We start from the raw sequence: 26,501 nt of genomic DNA on the forward strand, positions 1-26,501 counted from the left end.
ATCGCCGCGGCGAGAGGCGCCACCTCCCGAGCCTCCCCTCCCCGGCCGAACAATGCTAAGGGCCCGCGCCATGAAAGCCGCCGTCATCGTCTTCCCCGGGTCCAACTGCGACCGCGACTGCAAGGTCGCCGTCGAGCGCTCCACAGGCGCGCAGGTGGAGATGGTCTGGCACGGCGAGACCGAGCTGCCGAAGGGGCTCGACCTGATCGTGCTGCCGGGCGGCTTCTCCTACGGCGACTACCTGCGCTGCGGGGCCATGGCGGCGCTGTCGCCGGTGATGGGGGAGGTCAAGGCGGCGGCCGAGCGGGGCGTGGCGACCGTGGGCATCTGCAACGGCTTCCAGGTGCTGACCGAGATCGGCCTTCTGCCCGGCGCGCTGCTGCGCAACGAGAAGCTGAAGTACGTCTGCAAGCCGATCGCCCTGGAGGTGACCAACGCCCAGACCCGCTTCACCGCCGGCTACCAGGGCCGCCGGGAGGTGGCGATGACCATCGGCAACGGCGAGGGCAACTACTTCGCCGACGAGGAGACCCTCGACCGGCTGGAGGGCGAGGGCCGGGTGGTGTTCCGCTACCTCGAGAACCCCAACGGCTCGGCCAGGGCCATCGCCGGCATCGTCAATGCGGCCGGCAACGTGCTCGGCCTGATGCCCCACCCCGACCGCGCCTTCGAGCCCGAGCTCGGCTCGGCCGACGGCGCGATCCTCTTCCAGAGCGCCCTGGCGAGCGCGTAGCGCTGAGCTCCTACCTCCCCCGCGCAGCGGCGGGAGGTAGGAGACCGAGCTACCCCGCCCCGAACGGCACCACCTTGTTCGCCGCATCGTGGCCGATGTCGGCGCGGCCGAGGTAGGGGATGCCGGCGCGCTCGCACCAGTAGCGGGCGACCTCCTCCTCGGTGAGGACGAAGTCGGGGTCGTTCTCCGGCACGCCCGCGCAGCGGCCCATGCGCAGGCCGGCGAGGCGCCGCATGCCGGGCGCCTGCGTCACCTGACAGAGGTCCCGGTCGATCCGGTACATGTATTCGCCGATCTCCTCGACCATCAGCACGTGGCCGGTCAGGTCCGGCTCCTGAGGCGTGCCGATCAGGTGGGCGAGGATGACGAGGTTGAAGGCGGCGGCCGGGCCCTCGGCGCCGACGCTCGGCTCCAGGGCCTCGGGCGCGCGGTCCACCAGCCAGGCGAGCCCGCGCGCCACGGCCGCCTCGCCGCCGGCCATGCGGATGTCGCCGGGCATCGGCCCATGCGCCACATTCCGGAAGCCCTTCATGTGGAGCGCCGAGAGGAAGGTTCCGGCGTCGGAATAGCCGAGGTAGGCCTTGTCGGCGGCGGCGGGCGCAAGCTGCGCGCACGCCGCTTCGACGATCCGGTTCGAGCCGTAGCCGCCGCGGCCGAACCACAGGGCGTCGAAGGCCGGGTCGTTGGCGATCTCCAGGAAGGCCTGGGCGCGGCGCGCATCGTCGCCGGCGAAGTGGCCGCAGCGCTCGAAGCACTGGGGATGGAAGACGAGCTCGACACGGCCGCCGTAGAGCTCGGCCGCCAGCGCCCGGACGCGGGGCTCGACCTCGGGCGCCAGCGCCCCGCCAGGCGCCATCACACCGATGCGGAAGGCCCGGTCAGTCATGGCTCATCTGCCGCATTCCCGTTGCTTGCACGCACCTGAGGGCGCCCATACCCTCCGCCGATGACTCGCGACAGAGCCTATTTCTTCTGCGGCGTCGGCGGCAGCGGCATGGCGCCGCTGGCCCTGATCGTGAAGGCCCGAGGGGCCGAGGTCGAGGGGTCCGACCGGGCCCTCGACCAGGGCCGCAACCTCGACAAGTTCGAGTTCCTGAAGCGCAGCGGCGTCGGCCTGCACCCGCAGGACGGCTCGGGCTTGACCGGGCCGCACCAGACGCTGGTCGCCTCGGCGGCCATCGAGGACTCGGTGCCCGACGTGGCCGCCGCCAAGCGGGTCGGGGCCTCGCTGATGCTGCGGGCCGAGCTGCTGTCGCAGCTGTTCAACGACGCGCCCGTCTCGGTGGGCGTGGCGGGCACCAGCGGCAAGTCCACCACCACCGGCATGATCGGCTGGATGCTGGCCCAGGCCGGGGCTTCGCCGACCATCGTCAACGGCGCGGAGATGAAGAACTTCATCACCCCCGAGACGCCCTACGCCAGCGCCGTGGTCGGCGAGGGCGAGGTGTTCGCGGCGGAGGTGGACGAGAGCGACGGCTCCATCGCCCGCTACACGCCGACCATCGCGGTGGTGAACAACGTCTCCCTGGACCACAAGTCGATGGAGGAGCTGCGCGAGCTGTTCGGCGCCTTCGTCGAGAAGTCCCAGGTCGCCGTGCTGAACCTCGACAACGAGGAGACCGCCGCCCTGGCCGCCGGGCCGGGCGAGGGCAAGTCGATCACCTACAGCCTGACCAACCCCGCCGCCCGGCTGATCGGCGGCACGCCGGTCCCGGCTCCGGACGGCATCGAGATCTCCGTCGCCGACCAGCACACCGGCGACATGGCGCGCCTGACCCTGCAGGTCCCGGGCGTGCACAACGTCTACAACGCCATGGCGGCGATGGGCGTCGGCCTGGCGCTTGGCATGACGCTGGAGCAGACCGCCGAGGCGCTCGCCAGGTTCACCGGCATCCGGCGGCGGATGGACGTGGTGGGCACGCGCGGCGGCGTCACCGTCATCGACGACTTCGCCCACAACCCCGACAAGCTGACCGCGACGCTGGACACCCTGCACGCTTTCGACGGCCGTCTGCTGCTGATGTTCCAGCCGCACGGCTTCGGCCCGCTGCGCCTGATGAAGCAGGAGTTCATCGACGTCTTCGCCGGCCGGATGACCGACGAGGACGTGCTGGTGATGCCCGAGCCCGTCTACTACGGCGGCACCGTTGACCGCAGCGTCTCCACCGCCGACGTGATCTCCGGCATCGCCGAGCGCGGCAAGCGCGCCGAGGCTTTCCCCGACCGCGCCGCCTGCGGCGAGCGCCTCCTGGAACTCGCCCGCCCCGGCGACCGCATCGTCGTCATGGGCGCAAGAGACGACACCCTGTCGGCGTTCGCCGCCGAACTGCTCGAGCGGCTGGCGAAGAAGGCGGCGTAGGGGTGGTGGTGGGTGACAGGTAGGGCATGGCCCAACCAGTCACCGGCCGGCTTTGGTGACTGGTTGGGCGAAGCCCTACCTGTCACCCCTCGAAGCGCATTTCGCCCCCTCCCCGCGCGCCGCGGAACCCGCTAGAAGCCCGCCCATGAACGCTCCGACAAAGCCCATGGCCGAGACGGCCGTCGAGTTCGGCCTGAAGCCCGAGGAATACGACCTGATCGTCAAGCGGTTGAACCGCGAGCCGAACCTGGTCGAGCTCGGGGTCTTCTCGGTGATGTGGTCCGAGCACTGCTCCTACAAGTCCTCGCGCAAGCACCTCTCCAAGTTCCCGACCAAGGGTCCGCGCGTCATCCAGGGCCCGGGCGAGAACGCCGGCGTCGTCGACATCGGCGACGGCCAGGCCTGCGTCTTCAAGATGGAGAGCCACAACCACCCCTCCTTCATCGAGCCCTACCAGGGCGCGGCGACGGGGGTGGGCGGCATCATGCGCGACGTCTTCACCATGGGCGCGCGGCCGGTGGCGCTGCTGAACGCGCTTCGGTTCGGCGATCCGTCGCACCCGAAGACCCGCCGGCTGGTCTCAGGCGTGGTCGCCGGCATCGGCGGCTACGGCAACTGCGTGGGCGTGCCCACGGTGGCCGGCGAGACCAACTTCCACCGCGGCTACGACGGCAACATCCTGGTCAACGCCATGTGCGTGGGCCTGGCCGACGCCGACAAGATCTTCTACTCGGCCGCCCCGGCCGCCGGACTGCCGGTGGTCTACTTCGGCTCCAAGACCGGCCGCGACGGCATCCACGGCGCGACCATGGCCAGCGCCGAGTTCGACGAGGCCTCGGAGGAGAAACGCCCGACCGTGCAGGTCGGCGATCCGTTCGCCGAGAAGCTGCTGATCGAAGCCACCCTCGAGCTGATGGCCTCCGGCGCCGTCGCCGCCATCCAGGACATGGGCGCGGCGGGTCTGACCTCCTCCTCGGTCGAGATGGCGGGCAAGGGCAGCGTCGGCATCGAGCTCGACCTCGACGCCGTGCCCCAGCGCGAAGAGGGCATGAGCGCCTACGAGATGATGCTGTCGGAGAGCCAGGAGCGGATGCTGGCCATCCTGAAGCCCGGCCGCGAGGACGACGGGCGGCGCATCTTCGAGAAATGGGGCCTGGACGCCGCCGTCATCGGCCGCACCACCGACACCGGCCACATCGTCCTGAAGCACAAGGGCGAGGTGGTCTGCGACGTGCCGCTGGCGCCGCTATCGGAGGACGCTCCGCTCTACGACCGGCCCTGGACCGAGCCTGCGAAGCACCCCCGCCTCGGCCCTGCCGAGGTCCCGGCGCCGGCCGACTGGCGCGAGGCCGTGCTGAAGATGATCGGCTGCCCGGACCAGGCCTCCAAGCGCTGGATCTGGGAGCAGTACGACCGCCACGTGATGGCCGACACCCTGGAGGACTCGGGCACCGCCGCCGACGCCGGCATCGTGCGGGTGCACGGGACCCGCAAGGCGCTGGCCGTGACCTCCGACGTCACCCCCCGCTACGTCCAGAACGACCCGTTCGAGGGCGGCAAGCAGGCCGTCGCCGAAGCCTGGCGCAACCTGACCGCGGTGGGCGCGACCCCCATCGCCATCACCGACAACCTGAACTTCGGCAATCCCGAGCGGCCCGAGATCATGGGCCAGATCGTGCGGGCGACGGACGGCATGGCCGAGGCCTGCGCGGCGCTCGACTTCCCCGTCGTGAGCGGCAACGTCAGCCTCTACAACGAGACCAACGGCGTCGCCATTCCGCCGACCCCCACCGTCGGCGGCGTCGGCCTGATCGCCGACTACGACCGCCGCGCCGACTTCGCCGGCCTGAAGCCGGGCGATTCGCTGGTGCTGATCGGCGAGACCCGTGGCGAGCTGGGGGCCAGCCTCTACCTGCGTGAGGTGGTGGGCCGCGAGGACGGCGCCCCGCCGCCGGTCGACCTGGCCGTCGAGCGCCGCAACGGCGACTTCGTCCGTGGGGAGATCCAGGCCCAGCGGATCGGCGTCGTCCACGACCTCTCCGACGGCGGCCTCGCCCTGGCCGCAGCCGAGATGGCCCTGGCGGCCGGCGTCGGGGTGCGGCTGGCCGCGCCGGCCGACGCGCCGCACGGCCACCTGTTCGGCGAAGACCAGGCCCGCTACCTGATCGCCACGGCCGATCCCGACGCCCTGATCGCCGCCGCGAGCGCCGCTGGCGTCCCCGCGACGATCGTGGGCCGCGCCGACGGCGACGTCCTCGCCGCCGAAGGCCTGTTCGACATCCCCCTCGACGACCTCCGCACCGCCCACGAAGGCTGGATGCCCGCCTACATGGACGCGCCGGTGGCGGCGGGGTAGCTGCAGAGCCTCCCCACCCCCGCTCATCCCGGCGGAGGCCGGGACCCAGAATGGCGGGCTCAGCCTGCGCGGGTTCGCACGTGCAAGCCTCCAGCCACCTTGCGGCCGTTCAGCTGAACGGCAGCAGGTTGTTCAGGTCATCGTTCAGATCCCGCCAGGTCGGATTCTGCTCCTCGATCAGTCGGAGCTTCCACTTCCTGCGCCACTCCTTGATCTGCCGCTCGCGGCGGAAGGCGCCCGCGCGTGTCTCGTGGCCTTCGAACCACACGAGCATGGTCACGCCGTACTTCTGAGTGAAGCCATGGCGGGCCGCTTCCTTGTGCTCATAGACCCGCTTGGGGAGGTTGTCGGTAGAGCCCGTGGAGAGGGTTCCGTTCCGTTGGCTGGCCATGATGTAGGTGTAGAACACAACAAGAACTTACCAGCCTTGGCTGTGGCTGGAAATGCGTACGCGCAAATACGGATGGTCTGCATCCGCCATTCTGGGTCCCGGCCTCCGCCGGGATGAGCGGAGTTCGTGAGGCCCCCGGACTCACCCCTCCAACCCCCGCTTCAGCAGTTCCAGCGCGGCCGCGGCGAAGGCCTGCATGTTGGCCCAGCGGTCGTCCTCGCCGGTCTCGATGGTGAGGGCCATCTCGACGGGGCCGGAGATGGCGATGCAGGTGTGGCCGGAGGCGTCGCCGTAGCGGTTGCCGGTGGGGCCGGCGGCGCCGGTTTCGGAGATCCCCCAGGTCGCGTTGTGGCGCTCGCGGGCGGTTCTCGCCAGCAGCAGGGCGTAGGGCTCGCTGGCCGAGCGCATCCCCTCCACCGCCTCGCGCGGCAGGTCGAGCAGCTGCATCCGCGCCTTGCCGGTGTAGACCACCGCCCCGGCCACGTAATAGGCCGAGGCGCCGGGGACCGCGAGCAGGGCCGCCGAGATCAGGCCGCCGGAGGAGCTTTCGGCCACCGCCACCGTCTGCCGGGCCTCCTTCAGCCGCGCGCCGACGTCCTCGGCCAGTCGCTTCAGCTCGTCCATGGTCTCTCCTCGCTTGGCTTTGCGCCCTGTCCCGGCCCATGATGGAGCCAATAACAAGCACAGCCCATACTTCCGGAGGATTTGATGGACGCCCAGTCGCAATGGACCGGCCTCGACGCTGGCCGCCTGACGCGGATCGACGAACACATCGAGCGCAACTACATCGCGCCGGGCAAGATCGCCGGCTGCCAGATCGCCATCAACCGGCGCGGCCACCAGGCCTACTTCAAGTCCTTCGGAAACATGGACCGCGAGCGGTCCCGGCCGATGGCGGAGGATGCCATCTTCCGCATCTATTCGATGTCCAAGCCGATCACCTCCGTAGCGCTCATGCAGCTCTACGAGAAGGGCTACTTCCAGCTGAACGACCCGGTGAGCCGCTTCATCCCCGAGTGGAAGAACCACCAGGTCTGGGTCAGCGGCCAGGGCGCCGACATGGTCACCGAGCCGCCGAAGCGGCCGGTCTCGATGCGCGACATGCTCTGCCACACCGGCGGCATCACCTACGGCTCGGCCCTGGTGGCGCTGGGCGCGCCGGACGCCGGCCACCCGGTGGACAAGGTCTACGCCGAGAAGGGCGTGCGCCGCGGGCGTGACGAGACGCTGCGGGATTTCGTGAAGAAGCTCGGTGACGTGCCCCTGCGCTACCAGCCGGGCGAGCGGTGGATGTACTCGCTCTCCACCGACGTCTGCGGCGCCCTGGTGGAGATCATCTCCGGCCAGCGGTTCGACAAATACCTGCAGGAGAACATCTTCGGCCCGCTGGGCATGGTGGACACCGCCTTCCACGTCACGCCCGAGAAGGCCGACCGCTTCGCCGCCTGCTACCGCCGCGCGCCCGACAAGAGCCTGCAGTTGATCGACGATCCGACGAAGTCCGACTACCTGAAGGAGCCGGTGTTCTTCTCCGGCGGCGGCGGCCTGACCGGCACCAGCGCCGACTACATGCGCTTCTGCGAGATGCTGCGCCGGGGCGGCGAGCTGGACGGGGCGCGGATCCTCGGCCCCCGCACCGTCGAGCTGATGCACCGCAACCACCTGAAGGACGGCAAGGACCTGACGGAGATGGCCATCGGCTCCTTCTCAGAGACGGCCAACGAGGGCGTCGGCTTCGGCCTCGGCTTCGCCTCCACCCTGGACCCGGTGCAGGCCGGCTCGATCGCGGCCGGCGACTACTACTGGGGCGGCGCGGCCTCGACCATCTTCTGGGTCGACCCGAAGGAAGAGCTCTCCGTGGTCTTCATGACCCAGCTGATGCCCTCGGGCGCCTTCAACTTCCGCGGCCAGCTGAAGAGCATCATCTACGCATCGATCGTGGACTGATCCTGGACCTCTCCCTCCGCTCTCGGAGGGAGAGGGTTGGGTGAGGGAGGTCCCGACCTCGGAGCCGCGCGAAGGCTGGAGGCCCTGCGCTGCGCTCCGGGCCCCCTCACCCCACCCTCTCCCCGCTTCTCGGGGAGAGGTCTGACTCCTGGCCACATGGTGAGGCGATTGTTAACTCTCCGGCCGCAACACTGGCCTTCGTATGGAGCGCGTCGCCGATGCCGATGCCCATGAGTGAACTTCAGAGCTGCCTGCGCGAGGCCTTCCCCGACGCCGACATCCAGGTCACCGACCTGGCCGGCGACGGCGACCACTATCGCGCGCGCATCGTCTCGCCGGCCTTCGCCGGGATTCCCAAGGTGAAGCAGCACCAGATGGTCTACGCAGCCCTGAAGGGGCGCATGGGCGGGGAGCTGCATGCGCTCGCCCTCGAGACCGCGGCTCCGACCTGACATGCGCTACCGCCCCTTCGGCGCCTCGGGAAAGGCCGTCTCGGCCGTCAGCCTGGTCCTCACCGAGACCACGGCCGCGCCGACGCCGCAGGCCTGGCGGGGCGTGCTGTTCGGGGCCATGGAGTGCGGCATCAACTGTTTCGAGCTGGTCTCCGGCTCGGAGACCCTGGCCCGGGGCGTCAGCGAAGCCCTGCAGGCGGTCGACCGCGGCCTGCTGTTCCTGACCTGGCGGATCCGGGGCGAGGCCGGCGGCGGGGCCCTCGACGCCGGCGCCCTCGGCCAGACCGTCCGCCAGGCCCTGGCCCTCACTTCGGCCCGATACTTCGACCTCGTCATGTTCGACGAGGCCGCGCTCCAGTCGCTGACGCCTGACGCCGAAGCCCTGCTCGGCGACCTGAAGAGCGCCGGCCTCGTGGTCCACAGCGGAATCCGAGGCGACGGGCCGGCGACCGACGAGGCGGTGCGCAGGGGCGGCTTCGACGCCCTCGCCTCCCCCTTCAGCCTCATCTCCGACGGCCGCACGCGCCGGCGGGTGAAGGACGCCGCCGAGGCCGACATGGCGGTGATCGCCTACGACGCCATCCCCGCCGAGCTGTGCCGCCCGGTGCAGCAACAGCAGAAGGCGGCCGGGCTGCTGCGCCGCGCGGCCGAGCCCCTGGCCGGCGTCGGGACCTACAACTTCCTGCACGACACCCGCGGCTGGCTGCCCGAGGAGCTCTGCCTCGGCTACGCCCTGACCGAGCCGGCCTTCGCCACGGTGCAGATCGACACCCTGACGCCCGCCGCCGTCGAGCGCCTGGCCGCCGTCGCCGAGCGGGACCTGCCCACCGGCGTCGTCGCCCAGATCGAGATGGCCCGGTTCGGCGCGCGCGAGGCCGCCCAGGCCCAGCGCGCCTGAGCCCGCGACGCCGCCTCGCCTTGACCCGGGCCCCGCGGCTCCCTAGCTCAGGGCCTGCAAGATCTCACCGCCGAAAGGGCGCGCATCCGCCATGACCGAGACCGTCGCCGCCACCAGCGCCAAGGACTTCATCGCCAAGACCGTCCAGGAGAACCCGGTGGTCCTGTTCATGAAGGGCGTGCCCGAACAGCCCCGCTGCGGCTTCTCCGCCGTGGTCGTCCAGATCCTCGACCACCTGGGCGTCGACTTCGTCGGCGTCGACGTGCTGCAGGACGAGGAACTGCGCCAGGGGATCAAGGAATTCACCGACTGGCCGACCATCCCGCAGCTCTACGTGAAGGGCGAGTTCGTCGGCGGCGCCGACATCGTCCGCGAGATGTTCCAGTCCGGCGAGCTGAAGAGCTCCCTCAAGGACCAGGGCGTCCTCGCCGAGTGAGCCGGGCGATCGAGCCGCCATCCGGTCGCCAGGTCTTTTCCCGCAGCTACACGCCCGAGCCGTCGGACATCGACGAGAACGGGCACGTGAACAACGTCGTCTACCTGCGCTGGGCGCAGGAGATGGCGATCGCCCATTGGGAGGCCCGCGCGCCCGAGGACGCCAAGGGCGCCTGGGCCTGGGTCGTGCTGCGCCACGAGGTCGACTACCGCCGCCAGCTGCTGCTGGGCGAGACCGCCACCGCCCGCACATGGGTCGCCGAAGCCGCGGAAGGCCCACGCTTCGACCGCTTCGTGCGCATCGACGGACCGGACGGCGTCATGTGCGCCCAGGCCCGCACCGTCTGGTGCCTGGTGGACGTGGAAAGCCGCCGCCCGCGCCGCGTGCCGGCGTGGATGGTCGAGCTGTTCACCTGAAAAAGACCTCTCCCCCCCATCGCGGGGAGAGGTCAGAGCGCCTCGAGCGGGTTGAGCAGGAACACCGGCGAGCGGGGGCCGACGCCGAGTTCGGCGAAGGTGAAGGTGATGTCGACCGGGCTGGGCGCGGCCTTGCACACGTCGATCCGCTTGCGCCCGAAGGCGAGCCGGACGGCCTCGCCGTGGCGCTCCAGGAAGAAGGCGAAGTCCTCCTTCTTGGTGCAGCCGTTCGAGACGACGGTGATGGTCAGCGCCTCGCCGCCCGCGCGGGCGGCCAGCAGCGGCTCCAGCTCCTGGAACGGCGCGCCGGCGGGCGCCACGATCGGCGGCGGCGTGGTCGCGCACCCGCCGAGCAGCAGCAGGCCGGCGACGAGCAGGAATCGGCGGTTCATCCGTCGACTTGGCCACAGGCCCGCCGGCCCTGGAAGCCCTCAGGCGAGGCGCTTGAACATGAAGCTGCAGTCTTCCAGCACGTCGGCGACAGGATGCCGCGCATAGGCCGGGGCGATCCCCATCAGCTCGAAGCCCAGGGACCGGTAGAGCGCCTCGGAGGGGTCTCCGGTGCGGGTGTCGAGGTTCAGCAGGGTCCGCCCCTCCAGGCGGGCGCAGGCCTCGGCGGCCTGCATCAGCGCCCGGCCCAGGCCGCGGCGGCGCGCGGCCGGGTGGACGAGCAGCTTGGCGATGTCGGCCCGGTGGCGTTGGTTGGGCTTGGCGGCGAGCTGGAGGAGGACGCAGCCGACGAGGCGGCCCTCCAGGCGCGCGACGCAGATGCGCGTGCCGCCGTCTGCGACCTCCGCCTGCACCTTTCGCCAGAAGCCGGCGGCCTCTGCGGGCGCGAACGGCAGCACGAATCCGATGCTCGCCCCGTCCAGGACGCAGGCATGGAGGACGTCGGCCAGCGCCTCGATCTCGGCGGCCATGGCCTCGGGGGTCAGTTGTTCGATCTGCATGGGGTCTAGACCAGCGCCAGGACGTAGCGGGCCGGTCCCGGCCCCAGGCTCAGGAACCGGCTCGGCCCGTAGAGCCGCCAGCGCAAGGCGTCCCCCGCCGCCAGCCGGTGCGCCTGGCCCTCGACCTCCAGCTCCAGACCGCCCGCCAGCAGGTACAGGTGGTGCTCCAGCCCCGGCCGCGGGCTGGCCGGGTAGCGGATCTGCGCGCCCGCCGGCAGTTCGCCTTCGATCATCTCGGCGGCCAGGCCCGGCGCGGGCGGCGAAACGCCCCGGCGTCGGAAACCAGTCTCCGGGTCGGTCCAGACCGGCTGGTCGGCGGCGCGCACCAGGGCCGCGCCCTGGCCCTCCACCTCCGCCAGCAGGCGCGACATGGTGATGCCGAAGGCGGCGGCCAGGCGCCCCAGCACCTGGGCGGTCGGGCTCACCTCCCCCCGCTCGAGCCGCGAGAGCGTCGGCCGGCTGACGCCGCTCACCCCCGCCAGTTCGTCCAGCGACCAGCCCCGGCCCTTGCGCAGCTCGGCCAGACGCTGCGCCAGCCGATCCTCGATAGCATCCACCTCGACCATGAGAGAGAATTTCTCTCACTTTTGAGATGAGTCAAGCCGGCGTCTTCGCCCGGTACGCGGCCACCGCGTCGGGATAGCTTCCGAGCACCCGCTCCTCGTGATCGGTGTCGCTGTACTCGACCACCTCGGCGATCCTCCCGTCGCGGAAGCGGAAGATGAAGCAGTAGTGGTTGGTGTATCGCGGCCCCTGCTTGGTCGCGACGTCGCCGCGCACCTCCGCCACCACCTGGTCGCCCTCGGCGACCAGGTTGATCGCCCGGGCCGTGTATGGCGACGCGAAGAGCGCGAAGAGGGGCCGGATCAGCTCCCGCTGGATCGCCTCTTGGCCCTTCAGCTCACAGGCCCAGCTGCTGAGAGCGGGCTTTCGCCACACGTAATCCGGATGGACGCTGTCCCGGAAGGCGCTGAGGTCCCCGCGCTCCATGGCGGCGTAGATGGCGCGCACCGTCTCCTTGTTGGCTTCGGCGGTCATGGCTTTCTCCTTCGCGCCGAACGTGACATGCACGGGAACATGATCCGAATGCATGTTCCGGAAGCATCACATGCAGGATATTGATCGACTTCGCGGCCGGCTCGATCTGCTCGCGCCGCTGAACGCGCTGCTGGAGACCAGGAGCGTCGGCGCGGCGGCCGAACGGCTGGCCCTGTCCCAACCGGCGATGAGCCGCATCCTGGGCCGCCTTCGGGAGGTGTTCGGCGACCCGCTGCTGGTCCGGGTGGGGCTGCGCATGGAGCTGACGCCCAGGGCGCAGGCGCTGAAGGCGCCGCTCGCCGAGCTGCTGGCGGCCGCGGCCGAACTGCTGGCGCCGCAGGCGTTCGACCCGGCGAGCGCGCAGCGCACTTTCCGCGGCGTGCTGCCCGACGTCGTCGCGGCCTATCTGCTGCCGAGGCTGCTGGAGATCTTCGCCGCCGAGGCGCCCGGCTGCCGCCTCCACCTGCGGCCCTGGCTCTCTGGCGGGCCGGCCGACGCGGAGGTGGACTTCGTGATCACCACCGAGCCCGGCTTCTACCCGCGCATGCGGATGGAGCCGCTGAACGAGGACGTGGACGTGCTGGCCTTCGCCGGGGGTGCGCCGGCGGGCCCGGACGTGCTGGAGCTCGACCATGTCGCCGTCGTGCCGGCGGGCCTCGCTGTCGATCCGGTGGACAGGTGGCTGGCCGAGCATGGCCTATCGCGGAACATCGCCGTGACCGTGCCGCACTACCTGATGGCCGCGCAGCTGCTTCAGCGCCGAAAGCTGGTGGCGATCCTGCCCAGCCGCATGGTCGGCGCCCTCGGGCTGGGTTCCCAGGGCTTGGCCATCCCGCAGGACCCCGACCGGCAGTGGCTGCTCTATCCCGCCGCCCACATCGCCGATCCCGCCTCGCTGTGGCTGCGGCGGACGCTGAGCCGCGCCGCCGCCTGAGGCGCAAAGCAAAAGGCCCGGGATCGCTCCCGGGCCTTCGGCAATTCGGATCGGGTCCGCCGCCTTAGGAGGCGTAGAACTCGACGACCAGGTTCGGCTCCATCTTCACCGGGTACGGCACTTCGGCCAGTTCCGGCGCGCGGACGAAGCGGGCGCTCATGCCCTTGTCGCCCACCTCGATGTAGTCGGGGATCTCGCGTTCCGACGACTGCAGCGCTTCCAGCACCAGGGCCATGTTGCGCGAACGCTCGCGCACGGTGACCACGTCGCCCGGCTTAACCCGGTAGGAGGGGATGTTCACCCGCTTGCCGTTCACCAGCACGTGGCCGTGGTTGACGAACTGGCGGGCGGCGAAGGGGGTCGGCACGAACTTGGCGCGGTAGACGATGGCGTCCAGCCGGCTTTCCAGCAGCGCGATCAGGTTCTCGGAGGTGTTGCCCTTGCGGCGGGCGGCCTCCTGGTAGATGCGGCTGAACTGCTTCTCGGTCAGGTTCCCGTAGTAGCCCTTCAGCTTCTGCTTGGCGCGCAGCTGCAGGCCGAAGTCCGACACCTTGGACTTGCGGCGCTGGCCGTGCTGGCCGGGGCCGTAGGCGCGGGAGTTGATCGGGGACTTCGGACGACCCCAGATGTTTTCGCCCATCCGGCGGTCGAGCTTGTACTTGGCGCTATGGCGCTTGGTCATAGATCGTCTCTTCTACTCGACGCGGGCCGGCCTCCCCATCAGCGGGAAGGCGATCTCAACGGCGGCGCTCGCGTCACCCGTATGCGTTTCGACGCCGCCGAGGGGTCCCGGCGGCGTGAAGGGGCGGGTTATGGGCGCCGGAGCCCTTGGAGTCAACAGCCGGCCTCGGGATCGGTCTCGATGGCCGCAACCCCGCCCGGCCCGCCGCGGGTGCGGGCGGAGACCTCGGCGGCGGCCTGGCGGGCCTCGTTCCACCACTGCTTCACCAGCGCGCCGGCCCCGCCGGTGCGGGCGAGGCCGATCCCCTGCCCGGCCCACAGCGGCATGGCGCCGGGATCGCCCGCCTTCTCGGCGGCGGCGCGCAGCGGCTGGGAGAGGCGGTACTGCACGGGATAGGCGGGGACCTCGTCCTCCACCGCCTTCATCTCGCGCATGAAGCGGTTCTCGACCCCGCGGGCGTGGCGGCCGGTGAAGGCGCGGGTCAGGGCGGTGGGATCGTCGCCGGCCTCGGACACCGCCTTGCGCCAGACCGGCCCCATCAGGGACTCCTCGGCCAGCAGGAAGGCCGAGCCCATGCCGGCCGCCGAGGCGCCGAGCGCCAGCACGGCGGCGACGCCGCGCCCGTCCATGATTCCGCCGGCGGCGATCACCGGCAGGTCGACGGCGGCCCGGATGGTGGCGACCAGCGCCAGCGTGCCGACCAGACTTTCCTCGACCGGCTTCAGGAAGGTCCCGCGATGGCCGCCGGCCTCCAGGCCCTGGGCCCAGATCCCGTCGGCGCCCGCCTCGGCCCAGGCTCGGGCCTCGGCGACCGTGGTGGCGGTCCCGACGACGTAGGTCCCCGCCTCCTTCAGGGCCGCGACCTCGGCCCTGGAGAGCACGCCGAAGGTGAAGGAGGCCACCGGCGGGGCGGCGCGGGTGAGCGCGGCGAGCTGGGCCTTGAAGTCGAGGCTGTAGCGGTTGGGCGGCGACGGCGGCTCGGCGCCCACCGCCTCGTACCAGGGCTTCAGCCGCGCGATGGCGGTCTCCACCTCGGCCGGGTCCGGGCTGACCTCCGGGGCCATCTGCAGGTTGACGCCGAAGGGGGCGGCCGAACGGCCGCGGAAGGCCTCCACCTGGCCCTCGATCTCGTCCGGCGGGGTCATGGCCAGCGCCAGGAAGCCGAGACCGCCGGCCTCGCGCACGGCCTGGGCCATCTGCGGCGGCGAGGAGCCGGCCATCGGGGCCTGCACGATGGCGATCGGCAGGCTGTCCAGCATGTCCTTCAGGCTCATGCCTCGTCTCCTTTCTCGCGCCGGGCGAGCTTTTCCAGAACCTTGCCGCGGCCGCGCGCCAGGGCGGTCACGACGCCGCGCAGGGTGCGGACCTCCTGGTCGGTGAAGGCCGCGCGGCCCAGGGCCGCCCGCAAGTTCTGGACCATCGAAGCGGTCTTTTCCGGCGGATGGAAGAACCCGCCCGCCTCCAGCTCGCGTTCCAGGTGCTCGTAGAGGCCCATCAGCGCCTCGTGGCTGGCCGGCGGCGCACCGGGCCGGAAGGCCGGCGGCGCCTGCTCGTCCTGGGTCAGCCGCCACTCATAGGCGTTGATCGCCACCGCCTGGGCGAGGTTGAGGGAGCGGAACTTGGGGTCGATGGGAATGGTCACCACCGCCTGGCAGAGCGCGATGTCTGCCGTCTCCAGGCCCGCGCGCTCGCCGCCGAACAGCAGGCCCGTGGCGATTCCCGACGCCGCCGCCTTGGCGAGTTCGGCGGCCGCCTGCCGGGGCGTCAGCACGGGAAGCGCCAGCTCGCGCGGCCGGGCGGTGGCGGCGAACACCAGCTGCAGGTCGCCGATCGCCTCGGCGACGGAGGCGTGCACCGGAGCGGCGTTGAGCGGCCAGTGGGCGCCCGAAGCGGCGGCCCAGGCCCGCTCCTGGGGCCAGCCGTCGCGCGGATTGACCAGGCGCAGGTCCTCCAGGCCGAAGTTGGCCATCACGCGCGCGACGGCGCCGATGTTCTCCCCCATCTGCGGGGCGTCTAGGATCACGGCGGGCGCGCGGGACATGGCGGGCCTTTTCCTCTGCGGTCCTTGGCCGCGCAAGGGAGTGCGAGGCCGTTGACCCTTCGACCGCTGCTGCTGGCCTGTCTCGTTGCGGCCGTTTCGCTGGTCGGATGCGGCCCCCAGCGCACCACCGAGCTCGACCCGCGCTTCGACATGCAGGCGATGAACCGCAAGGTCACGGCGATTGTCGAAGAGGCCGCGCCGGCGCGGGTGACCGTCGCCTTCATGGACCTGGGGAACGCCGAGGTCTGGAGCCACTACGGCGACACGCCCATGCCGATGCAGAGCGTCTTCAAGGCGCCGCTGGCCGCGGCCGTGCTGTCCGAGGTCGACGCCGGGCGGCTGTCGCTCGAGGAGGTGGTCACGATCGGCGAGGAGGACCTCTCGCCCCAGCTCAGCGCCATCTCCCGGGCCTGGCCCGCGGTCCGCAGCTACACCGTACGCGAGCTGCTGGTCCGGGCGGTGCGCGATTCCGACAACACCGCCGCCGACGTGCTGATGAAGCGGATCGGCGGGCCCGGCGCCGTCACGGCCTGGCTGGACGCCCAGCGGATCCGCGGGATCCGCATCGACCGCTACGAACGCGAGATCCAGATGGAGATCGCGGGCCTGGCCTCCTTCCGGCCGGCATGGAAGGACGCCGCGCCCATCGCCGCCGTGCCGGAGCCGCAACGGCGGGCGGCGCTCGAGGCCTTCCTGGCCGACCCGCGCGACACGGCCACCGCCCATGGCATGATCGACTTCCTGAGCCGGCTGGCGGCGGGCGAGCTGCTGTCGAAGCCCTCCAGCCAGCTGCTGATGCAGATCCTGGGCGAGAGCCGCACCGGGCCCCGCCGGATCGCCGCCGGCCTGCCGGAGGGGGCCAGCCTGGCCCATAAGACCGGCACCGCGAGGCCGGACCTCGGCATGAGTCCGGTGGTGAACGACGTGGGAATCGCCACCCTTCCCAATGGACGGCGTTATGCGATCGCCGTCCTGATGAGCGGCTGCCGCGCCCAACTGGCGGACTGCGAGGCGGTGCTGGCGCAGGTCACGCGGGCGCTGATCGACGAGGCGGGCTGAGAGCTGCGCCGGCGCCCTTCCCCCTCCCGCCTTGGCCCGCTATACGCGCGGGCGACATTTCCCCTCAAACGAAAGCCAGGAGCGCCCCTCGCCTATGGCCAAGATCAAAGTCGCAGGTCCCGTCGTAGACATCGACGGCGACGAGATGACCCGCATCATCTGGAAGTGGATCAAGGACAAGCTGATCTTCCCCTATCTGGATATCCAGCTTGACTACTACGACCTGGGCATCGAGCACCGCGACGCGACGGACGATCAGGTCACCATCGACGCGGCCGAGGCGATCAAGCGGCACGGCGTCGGCGTCAAGTGCGCCACCATCACCCCGGACGAGGCCCGGGTGGAGGAGTTCGGCCTGAAGAAGATGTGGAAGTCCCCCAACGGGACGATCCGCAACATCCTGGGCGGCGTCGTCTTCCGCGAGCCGATCATCTGCAAGAACGTGCCGCGCCTGGTGCCGGGCTGGACCCAGCCGATCATCATCGGCCGCCACGCCTTCGGCGACCAGTACCGCGCCACCGACTTCCGCGTCCCCGGCCCCGGCAAGCTGAAGATTTCCTGGGAAGGCGAGAACGGCGAGACGATCGAGCACGAGGTCTACGACTACAAGGGCGGCGGCGTCGCCATGGCGATGTACAACCTGGACGACTCGATCCGGGACTTCGCCCACGCCTGCTTCCGCTACGCCCTGCAGCGGGACTATCCGCTCTACCTGTCCTCGAAGAACACCATCCTCAAGGCCTACGACGGGCGCTTCAAGGACATCTTCGCCGAGATCTACGAGAGCGACTACGCCGCCCAGTTTAAGGAAAAGGGCATCACCTACGAGCACCGGCTGATCGACGACATGGTCGCCGCCTCGCTGAAGTGGTCGGGCGGCTTCATCTGGGCCTGCAAGAACTACGACGGCGACGTGCAGTCGGACTCGGTGGCCCAGGGCTTCGGCTCGCTCGGCCTGATGACCTCGGTGCTGATCACGCCCGACGGCAAGACCATGGAGGCCGAGGCCGCCCACGGCACCGTCACCCGCCACTTCCGCCAGCACCAGCGCGGCGAGTCGACCTCGACCAACTCCATCGCCTCCATCTTCGCCTGGACCCAGGGCCTGGAGCACCGGGCCAAGCTGGACGGCAACGAGGAGCTCGCCCACTTCGCCAAGACCCTGGAGAAGGTCTGCGTCTCGACCGTCGAAAGCGGCTCGATGACCAAGGACCTGGCCCTGCTGGTCGGCGACACCCAGGGCTGGCTGACCACCGAGGGCTTCCTCGACAAGGTCGCGGCCAACCTCGACAAGGCGCTGTCCCAGAAGCAGCCGGCGTAGGCCGCTTTTTTCCTACCTCCCCCGCGAAAGCGGCGGGAGGGGGACCGCCCGCCGAACCCGGCGCAAGCCGGGTGAAGAGCGGGGGGTGGAGGGGGCGAGCCCCGCGCTCGGCCTCTCCGCTGCGACCCGTGCTTCCTGCGTTGCTGGGTGGCCCCAAAGACAGCGCCTGCGGCCCGCCCCCTACACCAGTCGCTCTTCGGCGACTGGTCCCCCTCCCGCCGCTTCGCGGGGGAGGTAGGGGGAGGAAAGCATCGCCGTCGCGCGGGCGGCGTTTCCACTCCATGCCGCGCGTCTCCACCCTGCTGGCGCTGGTTGCAGCGTTCCTCGCCCTGGCCTTCCTGGCCGCGCCCTGGTTCGCATTCCGGGCGCTCAGGGAAGCCGCCGCAGCGCAGGACGCCCAGGCGCTGGCCGAGCTGGTGGACTATCCGGCCGTGCGGGCCAGCCTGAAGCCGCAGCTTTCCGAGGCCGTCGCGCCCGGCCCGCCGCCCGATCCCTGGCGCGATCCCATCGGGGCGCTGAAGCGGGCCATCGACCCGATCCGCCCCGCGCCGCCGGCCGTGGACCGCCACCTGACGCCCGAGGGCCTGCACGCCCTGACCATGGCGGACCCGGGGGCGCCCCCCGCGCCGGGCGCCCGGCCGCCCTTCCCTGCGCTCGACTACTGGGGCTTCCGCCGGGTGCGGTTCGCGGTCCACCCGAAGGGCGCGCCCGCGCGGGAGGTGACCTTCACCTTCCAGCGCCGCGGCCTCTTCACCTGGAAGCTGACCCACGTGGACCTGCCGGAGGAGTCCACCGCCGCGGTCGCTAGAGGTCGTCCAGCCGGCTGAGCTCGATCCCGGAGCCGAGGGGCAGCAACACCGAGGAGACGCCGGGCCTGGCCCGGACCGCCCGGCGGTAGGCGAGCGCGTCCTCGCGCGCTGAGACCGGCTGCAGCATGTTGTCGGCGGCGACGATCGCGCCCTTGGCGAGCTTGGGGAAGAAGCGGTCGAGGCAGGGGACGTAGATGTCCTTCCAGCAGTCGAGCAGGACGAAGTCGAAGTGGCCCTCGAGGGCCGGGATGAGCTCCAGCGCATCGCCGCTGCGGTGCTCGACCACCTGGGCCAGGCCCGCCCGCTCCAGCCGCTCGCGGGCGTAGGCCTGCTTGTAGTCGGCCAGGTCGAGCGAGATCACCTGGCCGCCGATCGCCGCGGCCGCCTCGGCCAACCAGACGCCGGAGTAGCCATACGAGGTTCCGATCTCCAGGATGCGCGCCGCCTTCGCGCCCTTGATCAGCCCGTTGAGGAACCGGCCGACCTCCGGCCCCACGGGCAGCAGCCGCTCGTCGCGGGACAGCTCGGGGTCCTGCGCCTCGCGGGCGGCCCGCTCGTGATACTCGGCCAGCACGGCCTCGACACGCTCGTCCATCGTCTCGTCTCCGCCCCCGCGGCCACGCTAGCACGGCCAAGCTCCGACGCTTATGGGTTCGTCAATGGAGCTCGCCGTCCGCATCGCCCCCTTCTTCGCCCTGATCGCGGCCGGCGCGGTGCTGGCGCGGCTGAGAATCCTCGACGAGCGGGTGGGCCGATGGCTGTCCGCCTACACCTACTGGATCGGCTTTCCGGCCCTGCTGGTCAGCTGGCTGGGAACGGCCCCGCCGCCGGACGCCGGCCTGGCGCGGGCGCTGGCCGTCTACGCCGCGGCGATGGGCGCGGTGCTGGGGCTGGCGCTCCTGGCGGGACGGGCGCGCCCCTGGCCGGCGGAAGCTCGGGCGGGCGTTCCGCTGGTGGCCGCAGTGGGCAACACCGCCTTCCTCGGCGCGCCACTGGCGGTCTCGGTGCTGGGCGCCGAGGCCCGGGCGCCGGCGGCGGCGATCGTGGCGGTGGACTTCATCCTGCTGCTGGGGATCGGCGTCGCCGTGCTGCAGGGCGGCCGCGATGAGCCGGCCTGGCGCGGGCTGCGGCGGGTGCTGCTCAACCCCACCGTCGTCGGGGCGGGGATCGGCCTCATGCTCTCGACGCTGCGTCTGCGCCTTCCCGAGACGGCGGCCGGCGGGCTCGCGCTGGTCGCGGCGACCGCCAGTCCGGTGGCGCTGGTCGCCCTCGGCGGGCTGATCGGCCGCGAGCGCGCGCTGCCGGGACGGCCCGAACTCGGGCCGCTGGGCGCCGCGCTGGTCCTCAAGCTCGCCCTGGCGCCGCTCCTGGTCTGGCTGGCGCTCGCCGCCGCCGGGACCACGCCGGAGCTGCTGGCCGTCGCGGTGCTGCTCGCCGCCTGTCCGACGGCGGTGAACGTCTTCATCCAGACCCGTGCGGCCGACGTCTTCGCCCGGCCCGCCGCCCAGGCGGTGGCGATCGGCACGGTGATCTCGGCCTTCACTTTGACGCTGGCGGCGCACCTGCTGGCGTGAAGGCGTTCTTGATTTGTTCTCTCCCGGCCGCTAGGTTCGTCCTCGGACAGGAGATGACGCGATGATCGGTTACGTGACCCTGGGCGCCCACGACGTCGAGGCCGCCCTCCCCTTCTTCGACAAGGTGCTGGGCGCCATCGGCTACGAGCGCGGCTTCTTCGAAGGCGGCTGGGCCGGCTACGGCCCGAAGGGCGAGAGCCAGAACCTCTACATCTGCCCGCCGTTCGACGGCCAGCCGGCGCGGGCCGGGAACGGGATCATGCTCGCCCTGCGCGCACGGGACATCGCCGCCGTGGACGCCGCCCACGCCGCGGCCCTGGCGGCCGGGGGGACGGACGAAGGCGCGCCCGGCCCGCGGCCGGAGGATTCGAAGAGCTTCTACGGCGCCTACTTCCGCGATCCGACCGGCAACAAGATCTGCGTCTTCGCCAAGGCCGATGCGGCTTGACCTCATGGGCCGTCGACGGCGAGGCTCGGCCGATGAGCGGCATCGACCTTGACGCCTATCTCGCCCGCATCGGCTACGCGGGCGAGCTCGCGCCGGACCTTCCCACCCTCAGGGCCCTGCATCGGGCGCACCTGCTGGCGGTCCCTTACGAGAACCTGGATGTCCAGCTCGGGCGGCCGCTGACCACCGACCCGGCCGCAGCGTTCGACAAGATCGTCCGGCGCCGGCGCGGCGGCTGGTGCTACGAGATGAACGGCGCCTTCGGCCTCGTGCTGGAAGCCATCGGCTTTCCCGTGGCGCGGCTGGCCGGCGCGGTGATGCGCGAGGCGCTGGGCGCGGCCAACCACGCCAGCCATCTGGTGCTGAAGGTCGACCTCGACGAGACCTGGCTCGCAGACGTGGGCTACGGCGACGGGCCGATCGAACCCTTCCAGCCGGGCGAGGGGCCGTACCATCAGCGCGGCTTCGCGTTCGGCCGCGAGCGGACCGAGGACGGCTGGTGGCGGATGCGCAACCACCGCTTCGCCCCGCGCAGCTTCGACGTGCGGCTGGAGCCCGCCGACGAGGCCGAGCTGGCCGGCAAGTGCGCCCAGCTGCAGACCTCGCCGACCTCGGTCTTCGTGCAGCACGCCATCGTCCAGCGGCACACGCCCGACGGCATCGTCCTCCTGCGCAACCGCACCCTGCGCCGGATCTGGCCGGACCGGGCCGAGGAGCAGCCGGTGGAGAGCGCCGCGCAGTACGTGGCCCTGCTCCAGGATCTGTTCGGCCTGGATCTGCCGGAGGCCGCGGACCTGTGGCCGCGCATCTGCGCCCAGCACGAGGCGAGCCTCGCCCCGGCCGCGGGCTGACCCGTGGTCCGCATCGCCGCCGCCCAGACGCCGGAGTTCATCGAAGACGTCGAGGGCGCCCTCGCCTACGCCGCCGCGGCCATCGCGCAGGCGCAGGCGCGCGGCGCCGCGCTGCTCTGTTTCCCGGAAGGCTATCTGCAGGGCTACCTCACGGAGGAGCGCGCAGCCCGCCGCTGCGCCTTCGACTTGTCCTCATCCGCGTTTGAGGCCGTGCTCGATCGCCTGCCGAGGGACGGCCCGACCGTCATCCTCGGCCTGATTGAGCTCGAGGCCGGCCGCCTCTTCAACACCGCCGCCGTGGTTCGCGGCGGGACGCTCCTCGGCCGTTACCGGAAGAGCCATCTGCTCGGCGGCGAGCGCACCTTCACCCCGGGGGACGACTGTCCCGCCTTCGAGGCCGCCGGCGTCAGGTTCGGCGTCAACATCTGCTACGACACCAACTTCCCCGAAGCGGCCCGCAAGGTCGCCGACTCCGGCGCCGCGCTGATCGTCTGCCCGGCCAACAACATGATGCCGCGTGCGGCCGCCGAGATCTGGAAGCACGAACACAACCGCGCCCGCGGCGCGCGCTGCCGCGAGACCGGCCTGTGGCTCCTCTCCGCCGACGTCACCGGCGAGCGCGACGGCCGCATCGCCTGGGGCCCCACCGCCGTCCTCGATCCCGCCGGGGCCGTCGCCGCCCAGCTGCCGCTCGGCGAGCCCGGCCTGCTGGTGTTCGACCTGCCGGCCTGAGCGCCCCTTCCTCCGTCATGGCCGGCTTCATGCCCGCCAGCCATCCTGGTGAGCCGGAGCCGGGCTGGGTCGCCGGGACAAGCCCGGCGATGACGGAGGGGGACGAGACCACGCCGCCTCACTCCGCCGGCCAGTTCGCCGTCGCCGCCGATCGCCGCTGGAAGGTCACGGACCTGTGGTATTCGCTCGGGTCCGACTGGCGGCTGAGGGCGCACCGGGATGGGCCACCGTATTTCCTTCGACCTGGACGCCGCCGCCGCGGACGCGATCGTTCGCGGCCTTCCAGGCAGCCCTACGCTCGCCGGCGTGACGCCTCTGACCGGCGGCGGCAGCGAGCTCTTTCGGCTGGAGTTGCAGGACGCCTCGCCCGTGGTCCTCAAGGTCTACCCGGACGCGCCGAAATGGGGGCCCAGGAAGGAGGTGCTGGTCGCCGGCTGGATGGATGGCGCTCTCGATGTGCCTACGCCGCGGCTCGTCCGCTTCGACGAGAGCCGAACCCTGCTGCCGCTGGTCTATGCGGTCTTCACCTGGACGGCGGGGTCCGACCTCAGGAGCTACTTTTCAGCCCCGGACCTTGAGGACGCCTATCGCCAGATGGGCGCGCTGCTGAGGCGGGTGCACCGGGTCCCGATGCCGGCCTATGGCTACATCCTCGACGAGGGCGTCAGCGATCCCAAACCGACCAACGCCATCTACATGGCCGGGGCGATCGAAGGCGCCCTGCGGAAGTTCCGCAGCCTCGGCGGCGACGTCGGACTGGCTCGCGAACTCGAGCAGATCCTGCAGGGTGGAATGGACCTCATGGCCGAGAGCGCTGGACCCGTCCTCTGTCACGACGACTTCCATCCCGGCAACCTCCTCTTCGTGCGCGAGGAGGCGGGCCGGCTGCGCCTGAGCGGCCTGATCGACTTCGGCAACGCCCGCGCCGGCGACGCCCTCATGGATCTGGCCAAAGCGCTGTTCTGCTCCAAGCACGAAGACCCGCGCAGCTCTGTCCCGCTGATGGAAGGCTATGGCCCAATCGACCACAGCGACCCGGACCGCGCGCTGTGGCTCTACACCCTGTTCCACAGGGTGACGATGTGGAACTGGCTCACAGCTCTTGGCGCCGATCCCGGTTCGCCGACCGGCCCCGGGGGCCTGCTCCGGGACCTGCACGAGATGGCCCGGGCCTCCTGAGCCGCGCCTTCCTTTCCCGCGAACCGGGAGAGGAGGCGTGCTCGATCAGCCGGCCAGCGCCGCCTTGACCGCGGCGACGCCTTCGGCGGCCTTGGAGCCGTCGGGGGCGCCGCCCTGGGCGAAGTCGGGGCGGCCGCCCGCGCCCTGGCCGCCCATCGCCTGGACCGCCGCCTTGGCGAGGTCGACGGCGCTGAGCCGGTCCTTGGCCGAGCCGGTCAGGGCGACGGTCACCGCCGCCTTGCCGTCGGCGACGCCCACCAGGGCGATGACGCCGTCGGCGACCTGCTTCTTGAACTCCTCGGCGATGGGCCGCAGGTCCTTGCCGCCGACGCCGTCCATGACGCGGGCGAGCAGCTGAACGCCGCCGACCTCCTCGACCGCCCCGCCGCCGCCGCCCGAGCCGCCGCCCATGGCCAGCTGGCGCTTGGCCTCGCCGAGCTCCTTCTCCAGCCGCCGGCGCTGGGCCTCCAGGGCCTCGACGCGGGCCGCCACTTCGGAGACCGGGACCTTGAACTGCTCGGCCAGGCCCCGCGCCACCGCCGCCTGCTCGAGCAGGAAGCGGCGCGCCTCTTCGCCGGTCAGCGCCTCGATGCGGCGCACGCCCGCGGCCACGCCGCCTTCGGAGACGATCTTGAACAGGGCGATGTCGCCGGTGCGCGAGACGTGCGTGCCGCCGCACAGCTCCACCGAATAGGCGCCCTCGCCGCCCAGGGCCTGGCCCAGGGTCAGCACGCGGACGGTGTCGCCGTACTTCTCGCCGAACAGGGCCATGGCGCCGGCCTCGATCGCCGCCTCCGGCGCCATCACCTCGGTCTTGGCCGGCAGGTTCTGGCGGATCACCGCGTTCACCTCGGCCTCGATCCGGTCGATCTCCTCGGCGGTCAGCGGCTGGCCGTGGCTGAAGTCGAAGCGGATGCGCTCGCCGTCGACCATCTGCCCCTTCTGGGAGACGTGGTGGCCGAGGACGTTGCGCAGCGCCGCGTGCAGCAGGTGGGTGGCCGAGTGGTTGGAGCGCGTGGAGGCGCGCCGCTCGGCGTCCACCGCCAGCCGCACTCGCGCGCCGGGCTTCAGCACCCCTTCGAGCACCTGAAGCACGTGGACGTGCAGGTCGCCCGCCTGCTTCTGCACGTCGAGGATGCGGCCGTGGCCGCCGGGCCATTCGGCCTCGCCCTGGTCGCCCGCCTGGCCGCCGCTCTCGGCGTAGAAGGGGGTGCGGTCGAAGATCGCCTGCACGGTCTGGCCGGCCTGCGCCTCGTCGACCTCCTGGCCCTGATCGACCAGGGCCAGCAGCTCGCCCATGTCCTCGATCTGGTCGTAGCCGCTGAACACCGTCGGCCCCAGCCGGTCGCGGATCGCGAACCACTCGGCCGCCTGGGCGACGGCGCCGGAGCCGGTCCAGGCCTCGCGCGCCCGCTCGCGCTGTTCGCGCATGGCCGCCTCGAAGCCGTCGAGGTCGACGGTCAGGCCCTTGGCGCGCACCGCGTCCTGGGTCAGGTCCAGCGGGAAGCCATAGGTGTCGTAGAGCTTGAAAGCGGTCTCGCCGGAGAGGACGCCGCCCGCCTCCAGCTTGGCCGTCGCCTCGTCGAGCAGGGCCATGCCACGGCCGAGGGTGCGGCGGAACCGCTCCTCTTCCTGGCGCAGGGTCTCCTCGATCACGGGCTGGGCCCGCTTCAACTCGGGATAGGCCGCGCCCATCTGCTCGACGAGCGCCGGCACCAGGCGGTGCATCAGCGGCTCCTCCGCGCCCAGCAGGTGGGCGTGGCGCATGGCCCGGCGCATGATCCGGCGCAGCACATAGCCGCGGCCTTCGTTGGAGGGGCTGACGCCGTCGGCGATCAGGAAGCTGGTGGAGCGCAGGTGGTCGGCGATGACCCGGTGCGAGGGCCCGTTCGCCCCGCCGCCGGCGCCGCCCACCGCCTCGCGGCTGGCCTGGATCAGCGCCCGGAACAGGTCGACATCGTAGTTGTCGTGCACGCCCTGCATGACCGCGGCGATCCGCTCCAGCCCCATGCCGGTGTCGATCGACGGGCGCGGCAGGTCCACGCGCGAGCCGTCCAGGAACTGCTCGTACTGCATGAAGACGAGGTTCCAGATCTCGACGAAGCGGTCGCCATCCTCGTCCGGACTGCCCGGGGGGCCGCCGGCGATGTGCGCCCCGTGATCGTAGAAGATCTCCGAGCAGGGCCCGCACGGGCCGGTGTCGCCCATGGACCAGAAGTTGTCGGCCGTGGCGATGCGGATGATCCGCTCGTCCGGCAGGCCGGCGATCTTCTTCCACAGGCCGTGGGCCTCGTCGTCGGTGTGGTAGACGGTGACCAGCAGCCGGTCCGGGTCGAGCTTGAACTCCTTGGTCAGCAGCGCCCAGGCGTGCTCGATCGCCCCTTCCTTGAAGTAGTCGCCGAAGGAGAAATTCCCCAGCATCTCGAAGAAGGTGTGGTGGCGGGCGGTGTAGCCGACGTTGTCCAGGTCGTTGTGCTTGCCGCCGGCGCGCACCGATTTCTGCGACGAGGCTGCGCGCGGAGCCGGCGGGGCCTCGGCGCCGGTGAAGTAGTTCTTGAACGGCACCATGCCGGCGTTGACGAACAGCAGCGTCGGGTCGTCCTTCGGCACCAGGGGCGACGAGGGGATGATCAGGTGGTCCTTCGACTTGAAGTAGTCGAGGAAGGTGCTGCGGATGTCGTTCAGGCTGGCCATGGAAGCGTCTATGTAAGCCTTCGGCCGCAGGCGCGCACCCGCGGCGTCAGGGAATAAGAACCGCGGCTGCTCTACGAAATTTGCTGCGGCGCGACAAAGGAAAAGGGGCGGCGGGTCGCCCATCGCATGCGGTGACGGGTTGCGCCGGCCCGGCGCTGCCTGTCACCGTTCGGAGCGCCGGGGCGGGTGACAGGTCGTGGC

29 protein-coding genes are annotated in these 26,501 nt (G+C 71.3%); 17 read left to right on the forward strand and 12 right to left on the reverse strand.

All coding sequences use genetic code 11. The features are described from left to right. Nucleotides 1-70 precede the first annotated feature (70 nt). A complete protein-coding gene (gene purQ / locus ACFSC0_RS01780) occupies nucleotides 71-733 on the forward strand; it encodes a phosphoribosylformylglycinamidine synthase subunit PurQ (protein WP_377281065.1) in 663 nt (220 codons plus the stop codon). 49 nt (nucleotides 734-782) lie between these two features. Here purQ and ACFSC0_RS01785 read toward each other — a convergent pair whose 3' ends face one another. After that, nucleotides 783-1,619: an LD-carboxypeptidase gene (locus ACFSC0_RS01785; protein WP_377281064.1), complete on the reverse strand. Its 837-nt coding sequence runs from the start codon at nucleotides 1,617-1,619 to the stop codon at nucleotides 783-785. Nucleotides 1,620-1,679: 60 nt separating this feature from the next. Between ACFSC0_RS01785 and ACFSC0_RS01790 the strand changes: the two genes are divergently transcribed. Beyond that, entirely contained in the window at nucleotides 1,680-3,092 is a 1,413-nt protein-coding gene (locus ACFSC0_RS01790) for a UDP-N-acetylmuramate--L-alanine ligase (protein WP_377281063.1), read from the forward strand. 145 nt (nucleotides 3,093-3,237) lie between these two features. Next, on the forward strand, nucleotides 3,238-5,448 hold the full coding sequence (purL, locus tag ACFSC0_RS01795) for a phosphoribosylformylglycinamidine synthase subunit PurL (RefSeq protein ID WP_377281062.1): 2,211 nt from the start codon (nucleotides 3,238-3,240) through the stop codon (nucleotides 5,446-5,448). A gap of 109 nt (nucleotides 5,449-5,557) precedes the next feature. Here purL and ACFSC0_RS01800 read toward each other — a convergent pair whose 3' ends face one another. Then, the gene (locus tag ACFSC0_RS01800) at nucleotides 5,558-5,857 is read right to left on the reverse strand and encodes a GIY-YIG nuclease family protein (protein ID WP_377281061.1); all 300 of its coding nucleotides are present in this window, start codon (nucleotides 5,855-5,857) and stop codon (nucleotides 5,558-5,560) included. A 123-nt stretch (nucleotides 5,858-5,980) separates the two neighbouring features. Continuing rightward, nucleotides 5,981-6,463 carry a CinA family protein gene (locus ACFSC0_RS01805; RefSeq protein ID WP_377281060.1) on the reverse strand — a complete coding sequence of 161 codons (483 nt, stop codon included), beginning with the start codon at nucleotides 6,461-6,463 and terminating at the stop codon, nucleotides 5,981-5,983. A gap of 84 nt (nucleotides 6,464-6,547) precedes the next feature. On the opposite strand from ACFSC0_RS01805, the gene ACFSC0_RS01810 reads away from it, so the two are divergent. From ACFSC0_RS01810 to ACFSC0_RS01830, 5 genes are all read left to right on the forward strand, one after another. Beyond that, complete coding sequence (locus tag ACFSC0_RS01810) at nucleotides 6,548-7,786, forward strand: serine hydrolase domain-containing protein (RefSeq protein WP_377281059.1); 1,239 nt, start codon at nucleotides 6,548-6,550, stop codon at nucleotides 7,784-7,786. A 218-nt stretch (nucleotides 7,787-8,004) separates the two neighbouring features. Then, nucleotides 8,005-8,238 (forward strand): BolA family protein, encoded by a 234-nt coding sequence (locus tag ACFSC0_RS01815; protein ID WP_377281058.1) that lies wholly within the window; start codon nucleotides 8,005-8,007, stop codon nucleotides 8,236-8,238. Nucleotide 8,239: 1 nt separating this feature from the next. Continuing rightward, nucleotides 8,240-9,136, forward strand: a complete 897-nt coding sequence (locus tag ACFSC0_RS01820; protein WP_377281057.1) for an aldo-keto reductase family protein — start codon at nucleotides 8,240-8,242, stop codon at nucleotides 9,134-9,136. 91 nt (nucleotides 9,137-9,227) lie between these two features. Further along, nucleotides 9,228-9,572: a Grx4 family monothiol glutaredoxin gene (grxD, locus tag ACFSC0_RS01825; protein WP_377281056.1), complete on the forward strand. Its 345-nt coding sequence runs from the start codon at nucleotides 9,228-9,230 to the stop codon at nucleotides 9,570-9,572. Further along, entirely contained in the window at nucleotides 9,569-9,988 is a 420-nt protein-coding gene (locus tag ACFSC0_RS01830) for an acyl-CoA thioesterase (RefSeq protein WP_377281055.1), read from the forward strand. Before grxD ends, ACFSC0_RS01830 begins: the two co-directional genes overlap by 4 nt. Before the next feature lie 32 nt (nucleotides 9,989-10,020). On the opposite strand, the gene ACFSC0_RS01835 is transcribed toward ACFSC0_RS01830, so the two are convergent. Genes ACFSC0_RS01835 through ACFSC0_RS01850 form a run of 4 tightly spaced genes read right to left on the reverse strand, consistent with a single transcriptional unit; the run spans nucleotide 10,021 to nucleotide 11,976 of the window. Further along, nucleotides 10,021-10,380: a hypothetical protein gene (locus ACFSC0_RS01835; RefSeq protein ID WP_377281054.1), complete on the reverse strand. Its 360-nt coding sequence runs from the start codon at nucleotides 10,378-10,380 to the stop codon at nucleotides 10,021-10,023. 39 nt (nucleotides 10,381-10,419) lie between these two features. Continuing rightward, nucleotides 10,420-10,938, reverse strand: a complete 519-nt coding sequence (locus tag ACFSC0_RS01840) for a GNAT family N-acetyltransferase (protein WP_377281053.1) — start codon at nucleotides 10,936-10,938, stop codon at nucleotides 10,420-10,422. A 5-nt stretch (nucleotides 10,939-10,943) separates the two neighbouring features. Then, a complete protein-coding gene (locus tag ACFSC0_RS01845) occupies nucleotides 10,944-11,504 on the reverse strand; it encodes a helix-turn-helix domain-containing protein (RefSeq protein WP_377281052.1) in 561 nt (186 codons plus the stop codon). A gap of 31 nt (nucleotides 11,505-11,535) precedes the next feature. Continuing rightward, nucleotides 11,536-11,976 carry a nuclear transport factor 2 family protein gene (locus ACFSC0_RS01850; protein ID WP_377281051.1) on the reverse strand — a complete coding sequence of 147 codons (441 nt, stop codon included), beginning with the start codon at nucleotides 11,974-11,976 and terminating at the stop codon, nucleotides 11,536-11,538. A 52-nt stretch (nucleotides 11,977-12,028) separates the two neighbouring features. Between ACFSC0_RS01850 and ACFSC0_RS01855 the strand changes: the two genes are divergently transcribed. Then, entirely contained in the window at nucleotides 12,029-12,910 is an 882-nt protein-coding gene (locus tag ACFSC0_RS01855) for a LysR family transcriptional regulator (RefSeq protein ID WP_377281050.1), read from the forward strand. Nucleotides 12,911-12,974: 64 nt separating this feature from the next. Here the strand turns inward: ACFSC0_RS01855 and rpsD are convergent, their stop codons facing one another. From rpsD to ACFSC0_RS01870, 3 genes are all read right to left on the reverse strand, one after another. Then, a complete protein-coding gene (gene rpsD / locus ACFSC0_RS01860) occupies nucleotides 12,975-13,592 on the reverse strand; it encodes a 30S ribosomal protein S4 (RefSeq protein WP_377281049.1) in 618 nt (205 codons plus the stop codon). A 152-nt stretch (nucleotides 13,593-13,744) separates the two neighbouring features. Beyond that, a complete protein-coding gene (locus ACFSC0_RS01865; RefSeq protein WP_377281048.1) occupies nucleotides 13,745-14,866 on the reverse strand; it encodes an NAD(P)H-dependent flavin oxidoreductase in 1,122 nt (373 codons plus the stop codon). Next, nucleotides 14,863-15,633 (reverse strand): RNA methyltransferase, encoded by a 771-nt coding sequence (locus ACFSC0_RS01870; RefSeq protein ID WP_377281047.1) that lies wholly within the window; start codon nucleotides 15,631-15,633, stop codon nucleotides 14,863-14,865. The genes ACFSC0_RS01865 and ACFSC0_RS01870 overlap by 4 nt, the downstream gene beginning before the upstream one ends. A 51-nt stretch (nucleotides 15,634-15,684) precedes the next feature. On the opposite strand from ACFSC0_RS01870, the gene bla reads away from it, so the two are divergent. From bla to ACFSC0_RS01885, 3 genes are all read left to right on the forward strand, one after another. Continuing rightward, on the forward strand, nucleotides 15,685-16,692 hold the full coding sequence (bla, locus tag ACFSC0_RS01875; RefSeq protein WP_377281046.1) for a class A beta-lactamase: 1,008 nt from the start codon (nucleotides 15,685-15,687) through the stop codon (nucleotides 16,690-16,692). 94 nt (nucleotides 16,693-16,786) lie between these two features. Further along, nucleotides 16,787-18,013 (forward strand): NADP-dependent isocitrate dehydrogenase, encoded by a 1,227-nt coding sequence (locus ACFSC0_RS01880; RefSeq protein ID WP_377281045.1) that lies wholly within the window; start codon nucleotides 16,787-16,789, stop codon nucleotides 18,011-18,013. 281 nt (nucleotides 18,014-18,294) lie between these two features. Next, nucleotides 18,295-18,840, forward strand: coding sequence for a DUF2939 domain-containing protein (locus ACFSC0_RS01885; protein WP_377281044.1), 546 nt, complete (start codon nucleotides 18,295-18,297; stop codon nucleotides 18,838-18,840). On the opposite strand, the gene ACFSC0_RS01890 is transcribed toward ACFSC0_RS01885, so the two are convergent. After that, complete coding sequence (locus ACFSC0_RS01890; RefSeq protein WP_377281043.1) at nucleotides 18,818-19,417, reverse strand: O-methyltransferase; 600 nt, start codon at nucleotides 19,415-19,417, stop codon at nucleotides 18,818-18,820. The two genes, ACFSC0_RS01885 and ACFSC0_RS01890, sit on opposite strands and share 23 nt — an antisense overlap. Nucleotides 19,418-19,481: 64 nt before the next feature. Between ACFSC0_RS01890 and ACFSC0_RS01895 the strand changes: the two genes are divergently transcribed. From ACFSC0_RS01895 to ACFSC0_RS01915, 5 genes are all read left to right on the forward strand, one after another. Next, complete coding sequence (locus ACFSC0_RS01895; RefSeq protein WP_377281042.1) at nucleotides 19,482-20,396, forward strand: AEC family transporter; 915 nt, start codon at nucleotides 19,482-19,484, stop codon at nucleotides 20,394-20,396. Nucleotides 20,397-20,457: 61 nt separating this feature from the next. Continuing rightward, nucleotides 20,458-20,844, forward strand: a complete 387-nt coding sequence (locus ACFSC0_RS01900) for a VOC family protein (RefSeq protein WP_377281041.1) — start codon at nucleotides 20,458-20,460, stop codon at nucleotides 20,842-20,844. Further along, nucleotides 20,841-21,695, forward strand: coding sequence for an arylamine N-acetyltransferase family protein (locus ACFSC0_RS01905; protein ID WP_377355046.1), 855 nt, complete (start codon nucleotides 20,841-20,843; stop codon nucleotides 21,693-21,695). Before ACFSC0_RS01900 ends, ACFSC0_RS01905 begins: the two co-directional genes overlap by 4 nt. Before the next feature lie 3 nt (nucleotides 21,696-21,698). Beyond that, on the forward strand, nucleotides 21,699-22,427 hold the full coding sequence (locus tag ACFSC0_RS01910; protein WP_377281039.1) for a carbon-nitrogen hydrolase family protein: 729 nt from the start codon (nucleotides 21,699-21,701) through the stop codon (nucleotides 22,425-22,427). A gap of 219 nt (nucleotides 22,428-22,646) precedes the next feature. Next, nucleotides 22,647-23,606 (forward strand): phosphotransferase family protein, encoded by a 960-nt coding sequence (locus ACFSC0_RS01915; RefSeq protein WP_377281038.1) that lies wholly within the window; start codon nucleotides 22,647-22,649, stop codon nucleotides 23,604-23,606. A gap of 45 nt (nucleotides 23,607-23,651) precedes the next feature. Here ACFSC0_RS01915 and alaS read toward each other — a convergent pair whose 3' ends face one another. Next, on the reverse strand, nucleotides 23,652-26,300 hold the full coding sequence (alaS, locus tag ACFSC0_RS01920) for an alanine--tRNA ligase (protein ID WP_377281037.1): 2,649 nt from the start codon (nucleotides 26,298-26,300) through the stop codon (nucleotides 23,652-23,654). Nucleotides 26,301-26,501 lie beyond the last annotated feature (201 nt).

Source organism: Phenylobacterium terrae (genome assembly GCF_042681205.1).
Lineage (GTDB): Bacteria > Pseudomonadota > Alphaproteobacteria > Caulobacterales > Caulobacteraceae > Phenylobacterium > Phenylobacterium terrae.

Excerpts from the sequence above, each read along its gene's own strand:
- purQ (WP_377281065.1), top strand. The coding sequence starts at position 71 with ATGAAAGCCGCCGTCATCGTCTTCCCCGGGTCCAACTGCGACCGCGAC.
- ACFSC0_RS01785 (WP_377281064.1), bottom strand. The coding sequence starts at position 1,619 with ATGACTGACCGGGCCTTCCGCATCGGTGTGATGGCGCCTGGCGGGGCG.
- ACFSC0_RS01790 (WP_377281063.1), top strand. The coding sequence starts at position 1,680 with ATGACTCGCGACAGAGCCTATTTCTTCTGCGGCGTCGGCGGCAGCGGC.
- purL (WP_377281062.1), top strand. The coding sequence starts at position 3,238 with ATGAACGCTCCGACAAAGCCCATGGCCGAGACGGCCGTCGAGTTCGGC.
- ACFSC0_RS01805 (WP_377281060.1), bottom strand. The coding sequence starts at position 6,463 with ATGGACGAGCTGAAGCGACTGGCCGAGGACGTCGGCGCGCGGCTGAAG.
- ACFSC0_RS01810 (WP_377281059.1), top strand. The coding sequence starts at position 6,548 with ATGGACGCCCAGTCGCAATGGACCGGCCTCGACGCTGGCCGCCTGACG.
- ACFSC0_RS01815 (WP_377281058.1), top strand. The coding sequence starts at position 8,005 with ATGCCGATGCCCATGAGTGAACTTCAGAGCTGCCTGCGCGAGGCCTTC.
- ACFSC0_RS01820 (WP_377281057.1), top strand. The coding sequence starts at position 8,240 with ATGCGCTACCGCCCCTTCGGCGCCTCGGGAAAGGCCGTCTCGGCCGTC.
- grxD (WP_377281056.1), top strand. The coding sequence starts at position 9,228 with ATGACCGAGACCGTCGCCGCCACCAGCGCCAAGGACTTCATCGCCAAG.
- ACFSC0_RS01835 (WP_377281054.1), bottom strand. The coding sequence starts at position 10,380 with ATGAACCGCCGATTCCTGCTCGTCGCCGGCCTGCTGCTGCTCGGCGGG.
- ACFSC0_RS01840 (WP_377281053.1), bottom strand. The coding sequence starts at position 10,938 with ATGCAGATCGAACAACTGACCCCCGAGGCCATGGCCGCCGAGATCGAG.
- ACFSC0_RS01845 (WP_377281052.1), bottom strand. The coding sequence starts at position 11,504 with ATGGTCGAGGTGGATGCTATCGAGGATCGGCTGGCGCAGCGTCTGGCC.
- ACFSC0_RS01850 (WP_377281051.1), bottom strand. The coding sequence starts at position 11,976 with ATGACCGCCGAAGCCAACAAGGAGACGGTGCGCGCCATCTACGCCGCC.
- ACFSC0_RS01855 (WP_377281050.1), top strand. The coding sequence starts at position 12,029 with ATGTTCCGGAAGCATCACATGCAGGATATTGATCGACTTCGCGGCCGG.
- rpsD (WP_377281049.1), bottom strand. The coding sequence starts at position 13,592 with ATGACCAAGCGCCATAGCGCCAAGTACAAGCTCGACCGCCGGATGGGC.
- ACFSC0_RS01865 (WP_377281048.1), bottom strand. The coding sequence starts at position 14,866 with ATGAGCCTGAAGGACATGCTGGACAGCCTGCCGATCGCCATCGTGCAG.
- ACFSC0_RS01870 (WP_377281047.1), bottom strand. The coding sequence starts at position 15,633 with ATGTCCCGCGCGCCCGCCGTGATCCTAGACGCCCCGCAGATGGGGGAG.
- ACFSC0_RS01880 (WP_377281045.1), top strand. The coding sequence starts at position 16,787 with ATGGCCAAGATCAAAGTCGCAGGTCCCGTCGTAGACATCGACGGCGAC.
- ACFSC0_RS01885 (WP_377281044.1), top strand. The coding sequence starts at position 18,295 with ATGCCGCGCGTCTCCACCCTGCTGGCGCTGGTTGCAGCGTTCCTCGCC.
- ACFSC0_RS01890 (WP_377281043.1), bottom strand. The coding sequence starts at position 19,417 with ATGGACGAGCGTGTCGAGGCCGTGCTGGCCGAGTATCACGAGCGGGCC.
- ACFSC0_RS01895 (WP_377281042.1), top strand. The coding sequence starts at position 19,482 with ATGGAGCTCGCCGTCCGCATCGCCCCCTTCTTCGCCCTGATCGCGGCC.
- ACFSC0_RS01900 (WP_377281041.1), top strand. The coding sequence starts at position 20,458 with ATGATCGGTTACGTGACCCTGGGCGCCCACGACGTCGAGGCCGCCCTC.
- ACFSC0_RS01915 (WP_377281038.1), top strand. The coding sequence starts at position 22,647 with ATGGGCCACCGTATTTCCTTCGACCTGGACGCCGCCGCCGCGGACGCG.
- alaS (WP_377281037.1), bottom strand. The coding sequence starts at position 26,300 with ATGGCCAGCCTGAACGACATCCGCAGCACCTTCCTCGACTACTTCAAG.